Source organism: Massilia timonae (genome assembly GCF_001866515.1).
Lineage (GTDB): Bacteria > Pseudomonadota > Gammaproteobacteria > Burkholderiales > Burkholderiaceae_D > Telluria > Telluria timonae.
In genome coordinates this window covers 3,944,317-3,962,341 of sequence record NZ_JRYB01000001.1, presented here as the reverse complement: position 1 = coordinate 3,962,341, position 18,025 = coordinate 3,944,317, and the positions used below count along the sequence as shown (strand labels likewise).

The 18,025-nt window shown below is 67.4% G+C and carries 20 protein-coding genes; 2 read left to right on the top strand and 18 right to left on the bottom strand.

The annotated features are described in order from the left end of the window. Positions 1–45 precede the first annotated feature (45 nt). From pncB to LO55_RS16890, 18 genes are all read right to left on the bottom strand, one after another. Entirely contained in the window at positions 46–1,242 is a 1,197-nt protein-coding gene (gene pncB / locus LO55_RS16970) for a nicotinate phosphoribosyltransferase (RefSeq protein WP_071362363.1), read from the bottom strand. Positions 1,243–1,290: 48 nt separating this feature from the next. Further along, the gene (locus LO55_RS16965; RefSeq protein ID WP_005667266.1) at positions 1,291–1,809 is read right to left on the bottom strand and encodes an SET domain-containing protein; all 519 of its coding nucleotides are present in this window, start codon (positions 1,807–1,809) and stop codon (positions 1,291–1,293) included. Between the two features lie 74 nt (positions 1,810–1,883). Beyond that, complete coding sequence (locus tag LO55_RS16960) at positions 1,884–2,375, bottom strand: VOC family protein (protein ID WP_005667264.1); 492 nt, start codon at positions 2,373–2,375, stop codon at positions 1,884–1,886. Between the two features lie 29 nt (positions 2,376–2,404). Next, positions 2,405–4,084 carry an AMP-binding protein gene (locus LO55_RS16955; protein ID WP_071362362.1) on the bottom strand — a complete coding sequence of 560 codons (1,680 nt, stop codon included), beginning with the start codon at positions 4,082–4,084 and terminating at the stop codon, positions 2,405–2,407. Between the two features lie 103 nt (positions 4,085–4,187). Next, a complete protein-coding gene (locus LO55_RS16950; RefSeq protein ID WP_071362361.1) occupies positions 4,188–5,888 on the bottom strand; it encodes a 4Fe-4S binding protein in 1,701 nt (566 codons plus the stop codon). Beyond that, complete coding sequence (locus tag LO55_RS16945; protein ID WP_177185538.1) at positions 5,885–6,367, bottom strand: DUF3306 domain-containing protein; 483 nt, start codon at positions 6,365–6,367, stop codon at positions 5,885–5,887. Before LO55_RS16945 ends, LO55_RS16950 begins: the two co-directional genes overlap by 4 nt. Then, positions 6,364–6,807 (bottom strand): DUF3305 domain-containing protein, encoded by a 444-nt coding sequence (locus LO55_RS16940; protein ID WP_005667257.1) that lies wholly within the window; start codon positions 6,805–6,807, stop codon positions 6,364–6,366. Before LO55_RS16940 ends, LO55_RS16945 begins: the two co-directional genes overlap by 4 nt. Further along, positions 6,804–7,352 (bottom strand): hypothetical protein, encoded by a 549-nt coding sequence (locus LO55_RS16935; RefSeq protein ID WP_071362360.1) that lies wholly within the window; start codon positions 7,350–7,352, stop codon positions 6,804–6,806. Before LO55_RS16935 ends, LO55_RS16940 begins: the two co-directional genes overlap by 4 nt. After that, a complete protein-coding gene (locus LO55_RS16930) occupies positions 7,349–7,789 on the bottom strand; it encodes a hypothetical protein (RefSeq protein ID WP_071363829.1) in 441 nt (146 codons plus the stop codon). The genes LO55_RS16935 and LO55_RS16930 overlap by 4 nt, the downstream gene beginning before the upstream one ends. A gap of 10 nt (positions 7,790–7,799) precedes the next feature. Further along, a complete protein-coding gene (locus LO55_RS16925; protein WP_071362359.1) occupies positions 7,800–8,894 on the bottom strand; it encodes a formate dehydrogenase subunit gamma in 1,095 nt (364 codons plus the stop codon). Between the two features lie 9 nt (positions 8,895–8,903). Beyond that, a complete protein-coding gene (locus tag LO55_RS16920) occupies positions 8,904–9,122 on the bottom strand; it encodes a hypothetical protein (protein WP_005667249.1) in 219 nt (72 codons plus the stop codon). Beyond that, positions 9,119–9,790 carry a formate dehydrogenase FDH3 subunit beta gene (fdh3B, locus tag LO55_RS16915; RefSeq protein WP_071362358.1) on the bottom strand — a complete coding sequence of 224 codons (672 nt, stop codon included), beginning with the start codon at positions 9,788–9,790 and terminating at the stop codon, positions 9,119–9,121. The genes LO55_RS16920 and fdh3B overlap by 4 nt, the downstream gene beginning before the upstream one ends. Positions 9,791–9,823: 33 nt before the next feature. Further along, positions 9,824–12,643, bottom strand: coding sequence for a formate dehydrogenase subunit alpha (locus LO55_RS16910; protein ID WP_071362357.1), 2,820 nt, complete (start codon positions 12,641–12,643; stop codon positions 9,824–9,826). Positions 12,644–12,660: 17 nt separating this feature from the next. After that, on the bottom strand, positions 12,661–12,879 hold the full coding sequence (locus tag LO55_RS16905) for a formate dehydrogenase (protein WP_071362356.1): 219 nt from the start codon (positions 12,877–12,879) through the stop codon (positions 12,661–12,663). Continuing rightward, the gene (locus tag LO55_RS16900) at positions 12,866–13,549 is read right to left on the bottom strand and encodes a TorD/DmsD family molecular chaperone (protein WP_083415385.1); all 684 of its coding nucleotides are present in this window, start codon (positions 13,547–13,549) and stop codon (positions 12,866–12,868) included. Before LO55_RS16900 ends, LO55_RS16905 begins: the two co-directional genes overlap by 14 nt. A 74-nt stretch (positions 13,550–13,623) precedes the next feature. Beyond that, positions 13,624–13,752 carry a DUF2474 domain-containing protein gene (locus LO55_RS25950; protein ID WP_005667240.1) on the bottom strand — a complete coding sequence of 43 codons (129 nt, stop codon included), beginning with the start codon at positions 13,750–13,752 and terminating at the stop codon, positions 13,624–13,626. Then, positions 13,752–14,759, bottom strand: coding sequence for a cytochrome d ubiquinol oxidase subunit II (gene cydB, locus LO55_RS16895; RefSeq protein ID WP_071362354.1), 1,008 nt, complete (start codon positions 14,757–14,759; stop codon positions 13,752–13,754). The genes LO55_RS25950 and cydB overlap by 1 nt, the downstream gene beginning before the upstream one ends. Positions 14,760–14,763: 4 nt before the next feature. After that, positions 14,764–16,248, bottom strand: coding sequence for a cytochrome ubiquinol oxidase subunit I (locus LO55_RS16890; RefSeq protein WP_071362353.1), 1,485 nt, complete (start codon positions 16,246–16,248; stop codon positions 14,764–14,766). 227 nt (positions 16,249–16,475) lie between these two features. Between LO55_RS16890 and fnr the strand changes: the two genes are divergently transcribed. Then, positions 16,476–17,237 carry a fumarate/nitrate reduction transcriptional regulator Fnr gene (gene fnr, locus LO55_RS16885; protein WP_005667237.1) on the top strand — a complete coding sequence of 254 codons (762 nt, stop codon included), beginning with the start codon at positions 16,476–16,478 and terminating at the stop codon, positions 17,235–17,237. Positions 17,238–17,241: 4 nt separating this feature from the next. After that, positions 17,242–18,000 carry an AraC family transcriptional regulator gene (locus LO55_RS16880; protein WP_071362352.1) on the top strand — a complete coding sequence of 253 codons (759 nt, stop codon included), beginning with the start codon at positions 17,242–17,244 and terminating at the stop codon, positions 17,998–18,000. The last annotated feature ends 25 nt before the right edge of the window (positions 18,001–18,025 follow it).

Genomic DNA, 18,025 nt, shown 5'->3' with positions numbered 1-18,025 from the left:
CAATTTCGCGGCTCAGTTGCCCAGCAGTCGCCCCGCAGTCGCCCCTCAGTCGCCAGAATCGTACTTGTTGAACACCTGGCGCAGGTAAGCGATGAAGGTCTCGTCCGTGCTCTGCGACTTGCCCTTGGTGTCGGACAGCTTGGCCACCGGCTGGCCGTTGCAGCGCACCAGCTTCATGACGATGTTCAGCGGCTTGTGCGGCGTGTCGTTGGTCAGCTTGGTGCCGATGCCGAAGCCGGTCATCACGCGGTCGGCGAAATGGCGGTACAGCTCGAGCGCCTTGGGCACCGTGAGGGCGTCGGAAAACACCAGGCGCTTGGTGCGCGCGTCGATGCGCAGCTTGGCGTAGTGCGCCAGCGCCTTCTCGCCCCACACGACCGGGTCGCCCGAATCCTGGCGCAGGCCGTCGAACAGCTTGGCGAAATACAGGTCGAAGTCCGCCAAAAAGGCGTCCATGCCCACCACGTCGGTCAGGGCCGTGCCCAGGTCGCCGCGGTATTCCTGCACCCAGTTCTCGAGCGCGGCCTTCTGGAAGTCGCGCAGGCGGGTGCCGAAGGACTGGTGGGCCTGCAGGTATTCGTGGGCCATGGTGCCGATCGGCGTCAGCTTGAGTTTGTACGCCAGGTAGACGTTCGAGGTGCCCTTGAAGTACTGGGGCAGCTCGCGCGCCATGGTGGCCACCACTTCGTCGTGCCACTCGCCGGAATAGCGGCGGCGCACGCCGAAATCGAAGAACTCGAACGGGTTGGCGCGCGGCGCCTCGTTGCCGAAGGCGCGCAGCTCGTCGATCTTCTGCTGCAGGCGGCGCCGCGCTTCGAGCAGCGCTTCCTGCTGGTCGAAGCGGCGGAAGTACAGCTCGTTGACGATGTAGAGCACGAAGATCTCGAAGCCCATCACGTGCACCAGCGGGCCGCTGGCGCGGATCGTCAGGTGCGGGCCGTCGGTGTCGACCCGGATGAACTTGCGCTGGAAGCGGAACAGGGTGAGGAAGTCGGCGAAGTCACTCTTGATGAAGCGCAGGCCGCGCAGGTAGGCCACCTCGCCCTCGGTGAACATCATGCTGCACAGGTAGTCGAGTTCGCGTTCGACGTCGTCCTTCAGTTCGGCCAGCGGATAGGCCGGCTCGTTACGGCAGCGGAATTCGTATTCCCCGGTGGCGCCGGGGTGGCTGTGCAGCAGGGCCTGCCACATCGTGAACTTGTAAAGGTCGGTCTCCAGCAGGCTGCGGACTACGGGTTTCATCAAGGCTCCAGGCATGTGCGCAACGGGCGCGGCAGGCTGTATTGTCGCCTACTTCTCGGCGCGGCGCTTTGCGGCCCGCTTTGGCGCCAGCATCGTGCCCGTGCAACCGGGGGTGCCGCAGCGGCAGGCGAACAGCTTCTTGAGCTTGGGCGTATGGCGCTCGTCGTAGATCAGCGCGTAATTGTAGTTCAGCTCTTCGCCGGCTTCGATGTCCTGCATGGCGTGGATATAGACCTTGCCGTCGTCCTCGAAGGCTTCGCAGTTGGGCGTGCAGGCGTGGTTGATCCAGCGCGCGTCGTTGCCGTCGCGGCCACCGTCGATCACGCGGCCGTCGGCCAGGCTGAAATAGAAGGTATGGTTGATCGGCCCGCCCGCCTTCTCGGCGCGCCGGGTCGCCTTGTCCCAGCTGATGCGCTGGCCCTTGTACTCGATGATGCGGTCGCCGGCGGCGATCGGGCGCAGTGCGAAGACGCCGTTGCCGTGGACGGGCGACTGGCGCACCTCGACCATCGGGTCGGTGTCGGCGGGTTTGCTGCCGCCCTTGGCGGCGCTTTTCTTGTTGGTCATCTGGTTGCCGAATGGACGATTGAAGGAATGCATCCATTATGGCGGCAATCGCCGCGCATTGCCCGCACGCTTCATCAGGAAAGTCCGGCCGCCGCGCGCAAGGCGGCGACGTCGATCTTCTTCATCGGCAGCAGCGCCGTCATGACGGCGTCGGCTTGCGGACCGGCCATCCAGGACATGATCTCGGTCGGCGTCACCTGCCACGACAGCCCGAACCTGTCCTTCAGCCAGCCGCACTGGCGCGCCGCCTCGTCTCCGCCCTCTCCCAGGCGTTCCCAGTAATAGTCGATCTGCTCCTGGCTGTCGCACATCACCATGAACGAGACCGCTTCAGTGAAGTGGAACAGCGGCCCGCCGTTCATGGCGATGCAGGGCTGGCCGTCGACCTCGAACTGCACCGCCATCACGCTGCCCGGCGTCATGCGGTGCACGTCCTGGCCGGCCGCGCTGTAGTGCGACACGTGCGTGATGCGCGAGTCGGGGAAGATCGAGATATAGTGCTTGACCGCTTCCTCGGCCTGGGTGTCGAACCACAGGCAGGGCTGGATCGGCGCGTGCAGTTGCATGTCGTTCTCCTGTCAGGCGTTACGCAGGGCTAGCCGGGGAAATCCTCGGCGCGGTACTCGACCGTGTCTGCGGCCCCGGCCTCGCGCCCGGCTTCCTCGCGGCGCAGCTCGACGCGCCGGATCTTGCCCGAGATGGTCTTGGGCAGCTCGCGGAAGGCGATGCGCCGGATCCGCTTGTACGGCGCCAGGCGTTCGCGACTAAAGGCGAACAGCGCGGCGGCCATCTCGCGGCTCGGCTCGACCCCGGCGCGCAGGGTCACGAAGGCCTTCGGCACGGCCAGCCGCAGCGGGTCGGGACTGGGCACGATGGCCGCCTCCAGCACGCTCTCGTGCTCGATCAGCACGCTCTCGAGCTCGAACGGGCTGATACGGTAGTCGGACGACTTGAACACGTCGTCGTTGCGGCCGACATAGAAATAATAGCCGTCGCCGTCCACGCTCGCCGTGTCTCCCGTATGGTAGTAGCCGGCCCGCATCACCTCCCGCGTCTTTTCCTCGTTGCCTTCGTAGCCGACCATGAGACCGATCGGGTTCGACGCAAGTTCCACCGAGATCTCGCCCTCCGCCGCCGGCCGGTCGTCGAGGTCGAGCAGCGCGATGCGGTAGCCCGGCAGCGGACGGCCCATCGAGCCCGGCTTGATCGGCTGGCCCGGCGAATTCCCGATCTGGCAGCTCGACTCGGACTGGCCGACGCCGTCGCGGATGCGGATGCCCCAGGCGCGTTCGACCTGCTCGATGACTTCCGGATTGAGCGGTTCGCCGGCGCCGACCAGTTCGCGCAACGTGGGCTTCCAGGCGGCCAGGTCTTCCTTGATCAGCATGCGCCAGGCGGTCGGCGGCGCGCACAGCGAGGTCACGCCGCAGCGCACCAGCGTGTCGAGCACCGCGCGGCTGCTGAAGCGCTCGAAATTGAACACGAACACCGTGGCGCCCGCATTCCAGGGCGCGAAGAAGCAGCTCCAGGCATGCTTGGCCCAGCCGGGCGTGCTGATGTTCCAGTGGACGTCGCCCGGCTGCAGGCCGATCCAGTACATGGTCGACAGGTGGCCGACCGGATAGCTCCGGTGGGTGTGCAGCACCAGCTTCGGCTTCGCCGTGGTGCCGGACGTGAAGTACAGCAGCAGGGGGTCTGTAGCGCGCGTCTCGCCTTCGGGGACGAACACGCTGGCCACGTTCTCGCTGTCCGCGTAGTCGTGCCAGCCTGCCGGCCCGCCACCGACCGCAATCCGGGTGTAGTTGCCGGCGAGCGCCTCGAATTTACCGGCTTCGCTGGCCTGGGCAATCACGTGTTTGACTTGTCCGCGCTCCAGGCGGTCGGCCAGGTCGTCGCCCGCCAGCGCCATCGTGGTCGGCACCAGCACGGCGCCCAGCTTGATCCCGGCCAGCATGATTTCCCACAGCTCGACCCGGTTCGGCAGCATCAGCAGCACCCGCTCGCCGCGCCGCACGCCGAGATTGCGCAGGTATTCGGCCACCTGGCTCGAGCGCGCGGCCATGTCGGCGAAGGAGATCTTGCGTTCGCTGCCGTCTTCCTCGACCACCCACAGGGCGGGAGCGTGATTGTCCCGCGCCTGATGGTCGAAGAAGTCGAGCGCCCAGTTGAAGCGGTCGAGCGCGGGCTGCCTGAAATCGCGGTAGGCGGTGTCGTAGTCGAGCCGGTGCCGCTGGAGGAAGTCGCGCGCCTGCACGAAGCGCTGGGTTGGCGTCATGGGGTGTCTCCTGGTCGCTATGCCATGTGGATGGCGGGATGCGTGACGCTCCCGCCTTGCGACCATTCTGCCACCGATTCGGCCCGTGGTGACGCCTGACGCTTCAGTTGCGCCGCAGCGGCGTCACCTGCATCTCGTCGGCCGGTGCCATCATGTCGATCACGCGGCAGTCGCCGCACATGCGCAGGCGATCGAGGTTGGCCGCGAACGCCGGGTGGGAACCCAGGCGCCCGAGCATGTTCTCGACCATTTGCAGCGTGCCGAACGGCTTGCTGCAGCGGATGCAGTGGAAGGGCTGCGATTCGTTCAGCACCACCGCCGCCATGCGCTCGGGCGCGAACGAGATGCGCGGCATCAGCGCGATCGCGTTCTCGGGGCAGGTGTTGGCGCACAGGCCGCACTGGACGCAGTTCTTTTCGATGAAGCGCAGCTGCGGCGCGCCCTGCCCGTCCTGCAGCGCATTGGCCGGGCAGACGCCGACGCAGGACATGCACAGGCTGCAGGCCTGGCGGTCCACGAGCAGCGCGCCGAACGGCGCTTTGTCGGGCAGGCCGATGTGCGGCGGCTGCTGCGGGGCATGGCGGTGCAGGTGGTCGAGGGCATAGTCCAGGGTGTTGCGCTTGTCGGCAGCCAGGTGGAACACCGCTGGCGACGACGGTGTGTCGCCGCGCGGCGCATGACGCAGGGCCAGCGCCAGTTCCTGGGCCGCCTCCAACGGCGACGCTTGTGGCCCGCCAGCCAGTTGCAGCAGCTGGAAGTGCGGCCCGGCATACCCCAGGCCATCGAGCACGGCCTGGGCGATGCGCATCTGCTCGCCCAGCGCCTGCACGTATTGCGGGGCTTCCTCGCCCGTGGTCAGCACGGCGACGCCGGCCGCGCCGTAGGCCAGCGCCGCCAGCCAGACGTCGATGCCGGTCGCGGCGACGTGGTGCAGCGAGAACGGCAGGATGCGGCCCGGAACGCTGTCGCCAAGGCGTTCGATGACGTCCAGCCCCTGCGCGTCGTGCAGCAGCAGCACCGGCTGCGCGCCGCCCGCCTCGCGGAAGGCGCGCAAGGCGGCCTGGATGCGCTTGCCGGTGAACGGCGCCGGCGGATAGGCGTAGCTCATGGCGCCGGTCGGGCACACGGTGCCGCAGGCGCCGCAGCCGGCGCACAGATACGGATTGACCTTGACCCGGTCGCCGTCGCTCACGATCGCCTTTGCCGAGCAGATGTCGACGCAGGCGCTGCAGGTGTGGATGCCGTTGCGACCGTGGGCGCAGATGCGCTCCTTGTAGCTGAAGTATTTCGGTTTCTCGAAGTCGCCGACCATCTCGAGCAGGGCCTCGACCGCTTTCATGCGCGCGGTCTCGCTCCGTCCGGGCGCGTAGTAGCCGTGCGGGCGCTGGTGGCTGGCGATCAGGCGCGCCGGGCACAGGTCGAGCACCAGGTCGAACCGGCCCTCGCCCACCGGCTGGCCGGCCGCGCGCCAGCGCGCCTCGAAGGCGCCCAGCCAGCCGGCTACCGCCACCGTCTGCGCCCTGTGCACCGGATACAAGCGCGGCTGCGGGCGGTCCGGGGCATCCGGCTCGTCCAGCAGCAGCACGGTGACCGACAGCGCGCCGGCCAGCCGGTCGGCCAGCGGCAGCGCGTCACACGCGCTGCCCACCACCAGCGTGCGCCCGTGCGAGCGGTAGTCGACCGTAACGGCCGCCTCGAAGTCGGGAAAGTCGCGCGCGGCCTGCAGCGCGGCTACGCGGGCGGCCGCGTCGCGGCCGTCCTGGACAGGGTCGGAAGCCGCCCCGTCGTTGAATCGGATGTTCATGTGGTCCCTTGTGTTGGCGTGCCCGGCTGGCCGTCGGCTGCCGGGTCGTCGTCGCGCCGTGCCTGCGCCTCGCCCTGCTTGTCCTCGTCCTCGCCCAGCAGGCGATTCAGCACGCCGGGAGCGTGCCTGAGCGAAGCCAGCATGGCGTCGGTGAGCGGCGCGGCCTTGTTGTAGTCGGCGATATAGATGTCCAGGCCATCCATCACCGCGAAGTTCGGATCGGCGAACAGTTTTTTGAGCGCCATGCGCTGCACGGCCTTGTCGACGCCCTTGGCGACGAAGGCCGAGTAATCGGATTCCGGCGTCAGCCGGGCCACGTCGTCCAGGGTCGGCAGCGCCCGCTGATCCTCCTGCACCGGTGGCGGCGGCGCGGCGGCAGGTAGCGGCGCCGGCGCGACTTCCTGCACCGGCTCGGGCGCCGCCTTCAGGCGCGACCAGCGGCGCAGGAATCCTTCCTCGGCCACGGCGTCAGCGCTCATCCGTGCTGCCTTCCCTTGCGCGGGCGCGGCGTGAAATGCTCGCGCAGGTAGCCCGCGACCCAGCTGTAGATCTCGGCCGGCATGGTCACGCCGTCGGCCGACTCGCCCGAATCGAACATGCGCGTGCCCTCGACGTAGCTGACCGAGGCGCGCGCCGGCATCGCGCGGCCGTCCTCCATGCGCCACAGCACGAACACCTTCGATTCCGGCGCCATGACGTTCTCGTAATAGCCCTCGTGCTCGTCGGTGTACAGTTCCAGCTCGAGGCCCGAGACCAGGTAGTAGTCGCGCTCGGCGCTTTCGCTCAGCACCGACAGGCGCGGCAGCTCGCCGCGGTCCGGCACCACGCCCACCGCGGCCCAGCTGTCCATATCACCCCAGCGGTGCCGCACCGCGCGCCGCTGCATGATGATGGCGACCGGCATGCTTCCCATTTTCATCGCTCGGCCTTCATTTGTTCGGGCGCGTTTTCAGGCACGCCTTTCTTGTTCACCGTCGGCGACGCCCCGGCCGGCTCGGCGCGGGTCGGACCCTGCTTGACGTCTTCGCTCGGACGCGCCGTGCCCAGTTTCTCGCTCTTGACCGGCACGTTGGCCGCATGCAGCGCACGCGCGCCGAGCGGCGCGGCGCCGGTGGCGGGCGCCGCGCCCGCCGTTCCCGGAGCGCCGCCGGCCGGGGCCGGCGACGGCACGCCGGCGCCCGGCGGGGTCGGATCGGAGGCGGCGACACCCGTCGGCCCGCTCACGGGCGGCGGCGGCTTGATGGTCCAGCCTTCCTGCGCGGCGCGCTGGCGCCACTGGCCGCTGATCCGGTCCATCGACGCGTTCAACGCTTCCTTTTCCTTGGCCGCCCTGGCGTCGGCCTCGGCCTTTTTCGCCGCCGCGGCCTGGGCCTGGGCCGGCGATGGCGGCGGCAGGGCCGCCCACGATGCGCCGGCCAGGCCGGACGCCAGCGCCAGCACGCATTGCAATCGCCTGATCGTCATCGCGTTCCTCCTGATTGTCCCTGCGGCGCCGCATTGTTGGCCGCCGGGGCTTCGGTGCTTCCCGGCGCCGGCGCGACGGGGCGGTTCTCGCCCGACGGCAGCTCGCTGCCTGGACGTCCGGCGCTGGACGGCTGGGTGACGCCGCTCGACGGCCCCTGGCCGGTTTCCCGGGTCTCGCCGCCGGTTTCGGCGCCGCTGGTATTGCCGCCCGAACCGCCGGCGATGCCTGGCGTGCCGCCGGCATAGGTGGCGTCGGTTTCCGGCCGCGCCGTGCGCGCCATGAGCTGGCCGCTGGTCATGCCGCCGGACGACACCTGTCCGGGGTACTTGGTCTGGATCACGCCATTGGCGGCGGGCGCCTGGCCGCGGTCGCAGGCGGCCAACGCGCTGGCCAGCAGCGCTACGGCGCCCAGGACCGATGCATCGAATCGTTTCATCGTCATTTCCTCAGTGCGCCGGGCCGGGTTGCGGACGGCCGCCCTGGCCCGGCACGTCGCGACCGGGCACCATGCGTCCGTCCTTGTCCATGCCGGGCGGCACGCCCGTCTTCATCTGCTCGTACCACAGCTGGTGGTGGGCCTTGGCCCAGTTCTCGTCCACCGTGCCGTAGCGCATCGCCTCATAGGCGCCGGGCGTGCCCCAGGTGCCGATGTAGGCGTGGCCCATGGCGGCCGCCATGTACATCGCGGCCGCGCCCACATGCAGGACGTTCGCCACCTGCATCACGTAGCGGGTCTGGCCGACGGCGAAGTCGAGCACCAGGCCGGTGACCGACATGATCAGGCCCAGCAACGCGACACCACCCCAGAACCAGGTCTTTTCGCCCGCATTGAAAAAGCCGGCCGGGACATGCTTGTGGCTGATCAGTCCCCCGCCCTGCTTGACCCATTGCCAGTCGGCGCGGTTGTAGAAGTTGCGCTTCAAGAAGGTGAAGAACATCAGGATCGAGCACAGGATGAACAGCGGCCCGACGAAGTTGTGCAGGTATTTCGAGATGATCGCCACCCAGGAGAACAGGTCGTGCCCCATCCATGGCAGCATGATCTTCTTGCCGTACATGATGATGATGCCGGTGATGCCGAGGGCAATGAAACTGAAGGCCGTGGCCCAGTGTACCTGGCGTTCCCAGCGGTTGAAGCGCTGCATCTTGCGCCCTGCCTCGGCCACCTGGTTGGCCGGGCCGATGGTCCGGTAGAACACGAAGATCGCCAGCGGCACGGCCAGCAGGATGAAGCCGGCGATGGTCGCGAGCGGCCCGTTGCGCAGGTGGCGCCAGGTGTTGCCGCCGCGCTGGACGATGACGTTGCCCTCCTTGCTGCCGTATTGGCCCAGGTAGTGCCGGTCCATGTGCACGCGGCCCGATTCGGATTGCAGCAGGCCGGGGTCGGGCACCACAGAGTCGGCCTCGATCTGCAGCATGGTCTGCTCTTCGGCATACGCCGGCGTGGCGCGCTCGTTCTTGACGCCGGCCCAGCTGCTGGACAGCGCCAGCGTCGCCACCAGGAGCAGCATCGCGCGCAACACATTCAGATTCGCTCGCATGTCGTCTCCTCAGGGATTGGCCCGGTTGTATTCGTTCTGCTTGCCGTTGCGATTCTCGACCGTGGCCCACCAGGCCAGCCGGTCGTTGTGGAAGCGGCGCTGGTAATGGCGGTCGTCCGGCTTGCCGGCGTACTCGCCCTTGAGCCATGGCGGGTGCTGGTCCACTTCGAGGCAGCCGGCCAGCAGCACGGCCGGCAGGATCAGCGCGCATGCTTTGAGGAGCTTCATGTCGGGAACCTCCCCGCGTGGTTCTGTGAATCGCGCACGTCCTGGTTGACGCGCGGCGAGTCGCCCTCGGCCTTGTACTGGCCACCGCGTTTCGGCCTGCCGTAGGCGATCTTCCAGCCCCACAGCTGCGGGCCGTAGCCGCGCGTCTCGACCCGCTGGCGGTAGATGTCGGCGATGATGTTGGCGTCGCCGCCCAGCAGCGCCTTGGTGCCGCACTGCTCGGCGCAGGCCGGCAGCTTGCCTTCGGCGATGCGGTTGCGGCCGTATTTCTTGAACTCGGCTTCCGAGGTATCCGGTTCCGGGCCGCCGGCGCAGAAGGTGCACTTGTCCATCTTGCCGCGGTGGTTGAACAGGCCGGTCTCGGGGAATTGCGGCGCGCCGAACGGGCAGGCGTAATAGCAGTAGCCGCAGCCGATGCACTGGTCCTTGCTGTGCAGGACGATGCCGTCCTCGGTGTGGTAGATGCAGTTGGTCGGGCACACGGCCAGGCACGGCGCGTCGGTGCAGTGCATGCAGGCGACCGATACCGAGCGCTCGCCGGGGATGCCGTCGTTGATCGTCACCACGCGGCGCCGGTTGATGCCCCAGGCCAGTTCGTGCTCGTTCTTGCAGGCGGTCACGCAGCCGTTGCAGTCGATGCAGCGCTCCGTGTCGCAGATAAACTTCATTCTTGCTGGCATAGTCAGTCTCCTGTCGGCTCGTCAGGCGCGCACCACGCGGCACAGCGATACCTTGGTTTCCTGCATCATGGTCACGGCGTCGTAGCCGTAGGTCCAGCCAGTGTTGATGGCTTCGCCGCGCACGATCGGCGCCCCATGCTCGGGATAGTGCCGTTCCAGGTCCTCGCCCATCCACCAGCCGCCGAAGTGGAACGGCGCCCACACCAGGCCCACCGGCACCCGCTCGGTGACCATCGCCATCATCTTCAGGCGCGCGCCGGTCGGGGTCTCGAGCCACACGTATTCGCCCAGCTTGGCGCCGATCTGGACCGCGTCGCGCGGATTGATCTCGACGAACATGTTTTGCTGCAGCTCGGCGAGCCAGGGGTTGGACCGGGTTTCCTCGCCGCCGCCCTCGTACTCGACCAGGCGGCCCGAGGTCATGATCAGCGGAAAGTCTTTCGAATAGTCGACCGCCTGCACCGATTTGTACAATGTCGGCAGGCGCCAGTGATTGGCCTTGTCGTCGTAGGTCGGGTACTTGGCCACCAGGTCGCGTCGTGGCGAAGCCAGCGGTTCACGGTGGACCGGCACCGGATCGGGGAAGTTCCAGACGTTGCAGCGCGCCCGCGCATTGCCGTACGGCGCGCAGCCGTGGGCGATGACGACCCGGATGATGCCGCCCGACAGGTCGGTCTTCCAGTTCTTGCCCTCGGCCATGGCCTGCTCGGCCGGGGTCAGCTCGGCCCACCAGCCCAGTTTTTTCAGGAACACGTGGTCGAACTCGGGGTAGCCGAAGTCCAGCTCGCTGTTCTTGTTGGTCGAGCCGTCGGCCGCCAGCAGGCTCGATCCGTTGTGCTCGACGCCCCAGTTGGCGCGGAACGGCAAACCGCCCTCGGCCACGCTCTTGCTCAGGTCATACAGGATCGGCGTGCCCGGATGCTTCATCTCCGGCGTGCCCCAGCATGGCCACGGCAAGCCGTAGTAGTCGCCCTTGCACGGGCCGGAATCGGCGCGCAGGGTGGTCGGGTTGAACGTGTGCTTGTTTTCCATGTGCAGCTTGAGCCGCTCGGGCGAGCAGCCCGTGTAGCCGATAGTCCAGCACGAGCGGTTGATCTCGCGCAGGATGTCCTCGACCACCGGCTCGTTGTGCACCACCTTGATGTTCTTGCACAGTTCCTCGGCGAAGCCGAGTTTTCGCGCGAACAGGTACATGATCTCGTGGTCGGTCTTGCATTCGAACAGCGGCTGGATGACCCGCTCGCGCCACTGGATCGAGCGGTTCGAGGCCGTGCACGAACCCTGGGTCTCGAACTGCGAGGCGGCCGGCAGCAGGTAGACGCCGTCGGTGCGGCCATGCATCGCCGCCGTCATGCTCGGATAGGGGTCGATCACCACCATCATGTCGAGCTTTTGCATCGCCGCCTTCATGTCCGGCAGCCGGGTCTGGCTGTTCGGCGCGTGGCCCCAGTAGAACACGGCGCGCAGATTGCTCGGCTGATCGATGAACTGGTTTTCTTCGTTGACCGCATCGAACCAGCGCGACACCGTGATGCCGGGCTTTTCCATCAGTTCCTTGGAGCCGAAGCGCGACTTGATCCATTCGTAGTCGACGCCCCAGACGTTGGCGAAGTGCTTCCAGGCGCCTTCGGCCAGGCCGTAGTAGCCGGGCAGCGAATCGCCGTTGGGGCCGACGTCGGTGGCGCCCTGCACGTTGTCGTGGCCGCGGTAGATGTTGGCGCCGCCGCCGGGAATGCCGATATTGCCCAGCACCAGCTGCAGGATCGACAGCGCGCGCACATTGGCGGTGCCGACGTGGTGCTGGGTGATGCCCATGCACCAGACCACGGACGAGGGACGGTTAGTGGCCAGCATCTCGGCCGCCATGCGCACCGCCGATTCCGGCACGCCGGTCACGTCCGACACCTTGTCGGGCGTCCATTTCATGACTTCGGCGCGCACGTCGTCCATGCCCCAGGTGCGCTCTTCGATGAATTTCTTGTCTTCCCAGCCGTTATTGAAGATGTGCCACAGGATGCCCCACACCAGCGGGATGTCGGTGCCCGGCCGCACGCGCACGTAGTGGTCGGCAAAGCGCGCCGTGCGGGTGAAGCGCGGATCGATGACGATCATCTTGGCGCCCAGCTCCTTGGCGTGCAGGAAGTGCAGCATCGAGATCGGGTGCGCCTCGGCCGGGTTGGAGCCGATGAACAGCACCGCCTTGCTGTAGTGCAGGTCATTGAACGAGTTCGTCATCGCCCCGTAGCCGAAGGTCTGGGCCACGCCGGCGACGGTGGTCGAGTGACAGATGCGGGCCTGGTGGTCGCAGTTGTTCGAGCCCCAGAACGACATGAACTTGCGCAGCAAATACGCTTGTTCGTTATTGTGCTTGGAGCTGCCGATCAGCATCAGCGCATCCGGTCCGGCCTCCTTGCGCAGGTGCAGCAGCTTGTCGCCGATCTCGTCGATCGCCTGGTCCCAGGAGATGCGCTGGTATTTGCCGTTCACCAGCTTCATCGGATAGCGCAGGCGGTGCTCGCCGAAGGCGTGCTCGCGCACCGAGGCGCCCTTGGCGCAGTGGGCGCCCATATTGATGGGCGAATCGAAGGCGGCCTCTTGCCGCACCCAGACGCCGTTAGCGACCACCGCGTCCACCGAACAGCCGACCGAGCAGTGGCTGCACACGGTGCGTTTCACTTCGGTGGGCACCGGGGTGTTCGGCACCGGATCGGCCTGGGCCGGTTCGATCACGTTCAGCGGCAGGTGGCGCGCCAGGGCGCCGGCGCCGGCGGCAACGCCGGCCCCGACCAGGAAGCGGCGCCGTTTCAGGGCGCTGTCGCGCGTAGACTTGACCAGTGACATGGGATTCCTCTGCTTGCCTACCAGTAGGCGGCGGTGGCGTAGTAGCGGCGGATGTGATCCGTCTCGTGGTAGCCGCGCTTGACCTTGGGGTCCGGCGCGGCCGGTGCGGCCTCAGGCGCCGCGCTCGCCGGGGCGGCGGCAGCGGCCACCACCAGCGCGCCCAGCGGGGCGGCCTTCAGGAAGCCGCGCCGCGCCGGGTCGGGCTGGTCCGGCGTCTGTCGATCATGCTTGCTCATCGGTGTCCTCTCCTACTGCGAAGCTCTCGGCCTCGATTGCCAGGAAGGCCTGCGCGAAGCGCGCGACCAGGCGGTAATAGTTGGCGCCCTCGGCATTGGCGATGTCGTCCAGCGCGCGCATGCACCAGCCGCCGATGTGGGCCTCGAAGAACTGGCGCTGCGCCGTTAGCGGCTGGCGCCGGATGCCGGGGGCGCCGGCGACCAGCACGCGCATGGTCTCGCACAGCGCGCCGAGGTGGTCCTCGAACTCGCCCCGGCCCCGCATGCGCGCCAGGCCAAGCCGCGCCAGGTCGTCGCGCAGCAGCGCCAGCGGCGTGTCGTTCATGTAGCCGGCCAGGTAGCGCGAGCCATACGGGTCGACCGGCGGCGTGCCGATGCTGACGAACAGCGCGCTGAATTCATCCTGCACCACCTGGGCGTCCATCACGCCGGACGCCACGGTCAGGTGTTCCCACGCACGCTCCAGCGCCGGATCGCCGCCTTCGGCCAAAATAGGATCGCTGGACGCAAGCGCTTCCAGCAGCGCCGCGTCGGGCGCCGCCAGCAGCAGGCGCGAGAGCAAGGCGTAGAGGTCGGCCCTGGCCTGGTCTTCGCCGCTGGGCGACATGGCAGGCGCAGAGACCGCGACGAAGGCGGCGTTGACGGACGTGCTCGCACTTGTAGATGACACTGTCGATCACTCCAGTTGTTCAATTTGTATCGCCAGTGTAGACGCCGATTCACATTGAGCGCGCACAGTTGCGCCTAGCGCATTCCGGCGGCATGCATGACAATTCTTATGAGAAATGCGACGAGCGACAGGGTGACGACGCCGCCCAGCCACAGCAGCGCCATCCACCCCAGCCGGCGCAGCCATTCGCGGCGCGCGGCCATCAGTGATACCCCGCGTCATGCTTGACCTTGCCACGGAATACCCAGTACGACCACCCCGTGTACATCAGGATGATGGGCAGGATGAACAGCGTGCCGACCAGGGCGAAACCCTGGCTCTGCGGCGGCGAGGCGGCTTCCCAGATCGTGATCGCGGGCGGCACCACGTGCGGCCAGATGCTGATCGCCATGCCGCTGTAGCCGAGGAAGATCAGCGCCAGCGCCAGCACGAAGGGCTGGCGGAACGGCTGCCGGGCCAGTGAGCGCAGCAGCAGCGCCATGCACAGCACGACCAGGATCGGCACCGGCGCCAGGAAGGCGATATTGGGGAAGGTGAACCAGCGCTCGGCCACCGCCGCGAAGCGCAGCGGGGTCCAGATGCTGACCGCGACGATGGCCCCCAGCAGCAGCCAGGCGAAAGGCCGCGCGACCTGGATCATGCGCGCCTGCAGTTCGCCCTCGGTCTTCATCACCAGCCAGGTGGCGCCCAGCAAGGTGTAGGCGATCATCACGCCGACGCCGGCCAGCAGCGGGAACGGCGCGACCCAGTCGAGCGGCCCGCCGGCGAAGCTGCGCCCCGAGACCGTGATGCCGTCCAAAAAGCCGCCCAGGGTCACGCCCTGGAAGAAGGCCGCCGCCACCGAGCCGCCGATGAAGGCCTTGTCCCACAGGTGGCGCTCGTGCTCCTTGGCCTTGAAGCGGAATTCGAAGGCCACGCCGCGAAACACCAGGCCGATGAGCATGAAGATCAGCGGCAGGTAGAGCCCGGACAGGATGATCGCGTAGGCCACCGGGAAGGCCGCCAGCAGCCCCTCCCCGCCCAGCACCAGCCAGGTCTCGTTGCCGTCCCACACCGGCGCGACCGAATTCATCATGGTGTCGCGGTCGCGCTTCTTCGGCGTGAACGGGAACAGCATGCCGATGCCCAGGTCGAAGCCGTCCAGCAGCACGTACATGAAGACGGAAAAGAAGATGATCAGGATCCAGATGACGGATGTGTCGATGCCCATGGTGTCAGCTCCGCGTCGGTGGGTTGCCGCCGTCGCGGTCAGCGCCGTGGTCGGGACTGTCGTCGATATTGCCCTCGATGCTGTCGTCGTTGTCGACGTTGGCCGCCGACAGCGGCCGCATCGGCGTGCGCCCTTCGCCCGACCCGCCCTCGGGCGGCTTGTTGAGGGCGAAGTGCTGCGGCCCCTTGTTGATGAGGCGCAGCAGGTAGACGGTGCCGGCGCCGAACACGAACACATAGGCCACGACGAACATCGCCAGCGTCACGGCCATCGTGGTGACACTGTGCGGCGAGACCGCATCGGCGGTGCGCAGCACGCCGTAGATCACCCACGGCTGGCGGCCGACCTCGGTCGTGATCCAGCCGGCCAGGATGGCGATCAGGCCGGCCGGCCCCATCAGCAAGGCGAAGCGCAGGAACAGGCGCTTGCCGTAGATCCGCCCTCCCCGCCTGAGCCACAGGCTCCAGGCCCCAAGGGCGATCATCAACAGGCCCAGGCCGACCATGACCCGGAAACTCCAGAACACGATCAGGGAATTGGGGCGGTCTTCGCGCGGGAACTCCTTCAGTCCCGGGAACTGGCCGCTCAGCGTATGGGTGAGGATGATGCTGCCCAGGTAGGGAATCTCGACCGCATAGCGGGTTTCTTCGCGCTCCATGTCGGGAATGCCGAACAGGATCAGCGGCACCGCCTCGCCCGGCGTATTCTCCCAGTGCCCCTCCATCGCCGCCAGCTTGGCCGGCTGGTGCTTCAGCGTATTGAGGCCATGGAAGTCGCCGATCACGGCCTGGATCGGCGCCACCAGCAGGATCATCCACATCGCCATCGACAGCATCTTGCGCACGTTCTTGTTGTCGCGTCCGCGCAGCAGGTGCCAGGCGGCCGAGGCGCCGACGATCAGGGCGGTGGCCAGGTAGGCCGCCACCACCATGTGCATCAGGCGGTAGGGGAACGAGGGATTGAAGATGATGGCCAGCCAGTCGACCGGGATCATGCGCCCGCCCTCGATGGCATAGCCCTGCGGCGTCTGCATCCAGCTGTTGGCGCCCAGGATCCAGGTCGACGAGATCAGAGTGCCGATGGCCACCATGCAGGTGGCGAGGAAGTGCAGCTGCGGCCCCACCCGGTTCCAGCCGAACAGCATCACGCCCAGGAAGCCGGCCTCCAGGAAGAAGGCGGTCAGCACCTCGTAGGTGAGCAGCGGGCCCATGACGCTGCCGGCGAATTCGGACAGGTAGCTCCAGTTGGTGCCGATCTGGTAGGCCATCACGATGCCCGACACCACCCCCATGCCGAAGGCGACGGCGAAGATCTTGAGCCAGAAGTGGTACAGGTCGACGTAGACCTGGCGCCTGGTCTTGAGCCAGCACGCCTCGAGCACGGCCAGGTAGCTGGCCATGCCGATCGTGATCGCGGGGAAGATGATGTGGAAGGAAATCGTGAAGGCGAACTGGATGCGCGCTAGTTCCAGGGCTGTAAGACCAAGCATGCAAACTCCCCCGTATCGATGGCGCCAAGTAGATCACGACATCGGCCTCGCACGATTGGCCATATCATTTTTATCATTGTTGAGTGGTTTTTGAACACATGCCGACCGGTTCGCAACAAAAGTTCATGAAAACTTCCCAATTTGGTGCAAATTTCGAGCTTGCCGGCCGGAATGCTCAGCCAAGGGGTCTATAATTTGCGGTGTACTGAACAAAGTGACCATCCCTCATGAGCCAGCCCCTGTCCCGGCAAGCCGAGCCGCCCCTGAACATCCACGCGCTCAAGTCCTGCGCCCAATGCAGCATGCACCAGCTGTGCCTGCCGATGGGCCTGGAAGACGCCGAGATCGACCGCCTGGACAAGATCATCGGCCGCCGTCGCCGCCTGGAGCGCGACGAGCGCCTGTACGGGGTGGGCGAGTCGTTCCGCAACCTGTACGCGGTGCGCTTCGGCCACTTCAAGACCTACCAGGTGAATGCCGCCGGCGAAGCCCAGATCACCGGCTTCCAGATGGCCGGCGAGCTGCTGGGCATGGACGCGATCAGCGGCACCCACCATTGCGATGCGGTGGCGCTGGAAGACTCGGAAGTATGCGAGATTCCGTTCGCGCGCCTGGAAGACCTGTTCGGCGAGGTGCCGACGCTGCTGCGCCACTTCCACCGCATCATGAGCCAGGAAATCACGCGCGAGCAGAACGTCATGCTCCTGCTCGGCAATATGCGCGCCGAGCAGCGCTTCGCCGTGTTCCTGGTCAACCTGTCGGCGCGCTACGCCGCCCGCGGCTATGCGGCCAACCGCTTCCAGCTGCGCATGTCGCGCGAAGACATCGGCAACTACCTGGGCCTGACCATCGAAAGCATCAGCCGCCTGCTGTCGCGCTTCAAGAAGCAGGGCTGGCTCGAGGTCGACAAGCGCGAAGTCACCCTGCTGGATCCGGTCAAGCTGAAGGCGTTGGCGGCCGGCACCGACGCCTGCAGCCCGATGGCGTGAGCCCATGACGCCCCAGCCCGCGTGCGACCTGCACCTGCGCAGCTATGACTGCGTGCACTGGGGCGACCGCCATGAATTCGCCCAGCTGGTGCTGCCGGTGCACGGTGAAGTCGTGCTCGACATCGAAGAGCGGCGCGGCCGGCTCGATCCCCTGCATGGCGCGCTGGTGGCGCCCGGCGCCTGGCATGCGCAGTCGAGCCCGGGCGCCAACGGCTCCCTGATCGTCGACGTCGACGGCGCCGCCTTCGGCAGTGGCCCGTGGCAGCGCCTGCTGGAACGGCCCTTCGTCACGCTCGGCCCCGCGGCGCGCAAGCTGGTCGAGTTCATGGGACTGATGGCACGCGAGTCCACTCCGCCCCGCTCGCTGGTGCAGGGCTGGGTGCCGCTGCTGCTCGACACCCTGAGCCTGGACGCGCCGCGCGCCACCTCGCGCCTGGCTGCCCTGCTGGCGCGCATCGAGGCCGCGCCCGGCCTGGCCTGGAGCACCGAGTCGATGGCGCGCGCCGCCAACCTGAGCGTCAGCCGCCTCCACGCGCTGTTTCGCGAAGAGCTGGACAGCACGCCGCATGCCTGGCTGCTGCGCTGCCGCCTGGATTGCGCGCGCAGCCTGTTGACGCACGGCGCGCGCAGCGTGGCCGACATCGCCCTCGCCTGCGGCTTTTCGGACCAGGCCAGCCTGACGCGGGCGATGCGTCGGATACTCGACACCACGCCCGGCGCCTGCCGGCGTGCGGGTCAGGAGAAACCGCCAAAATCGCGGTAGTCCCGGCCAAGACCGATCCCACGTC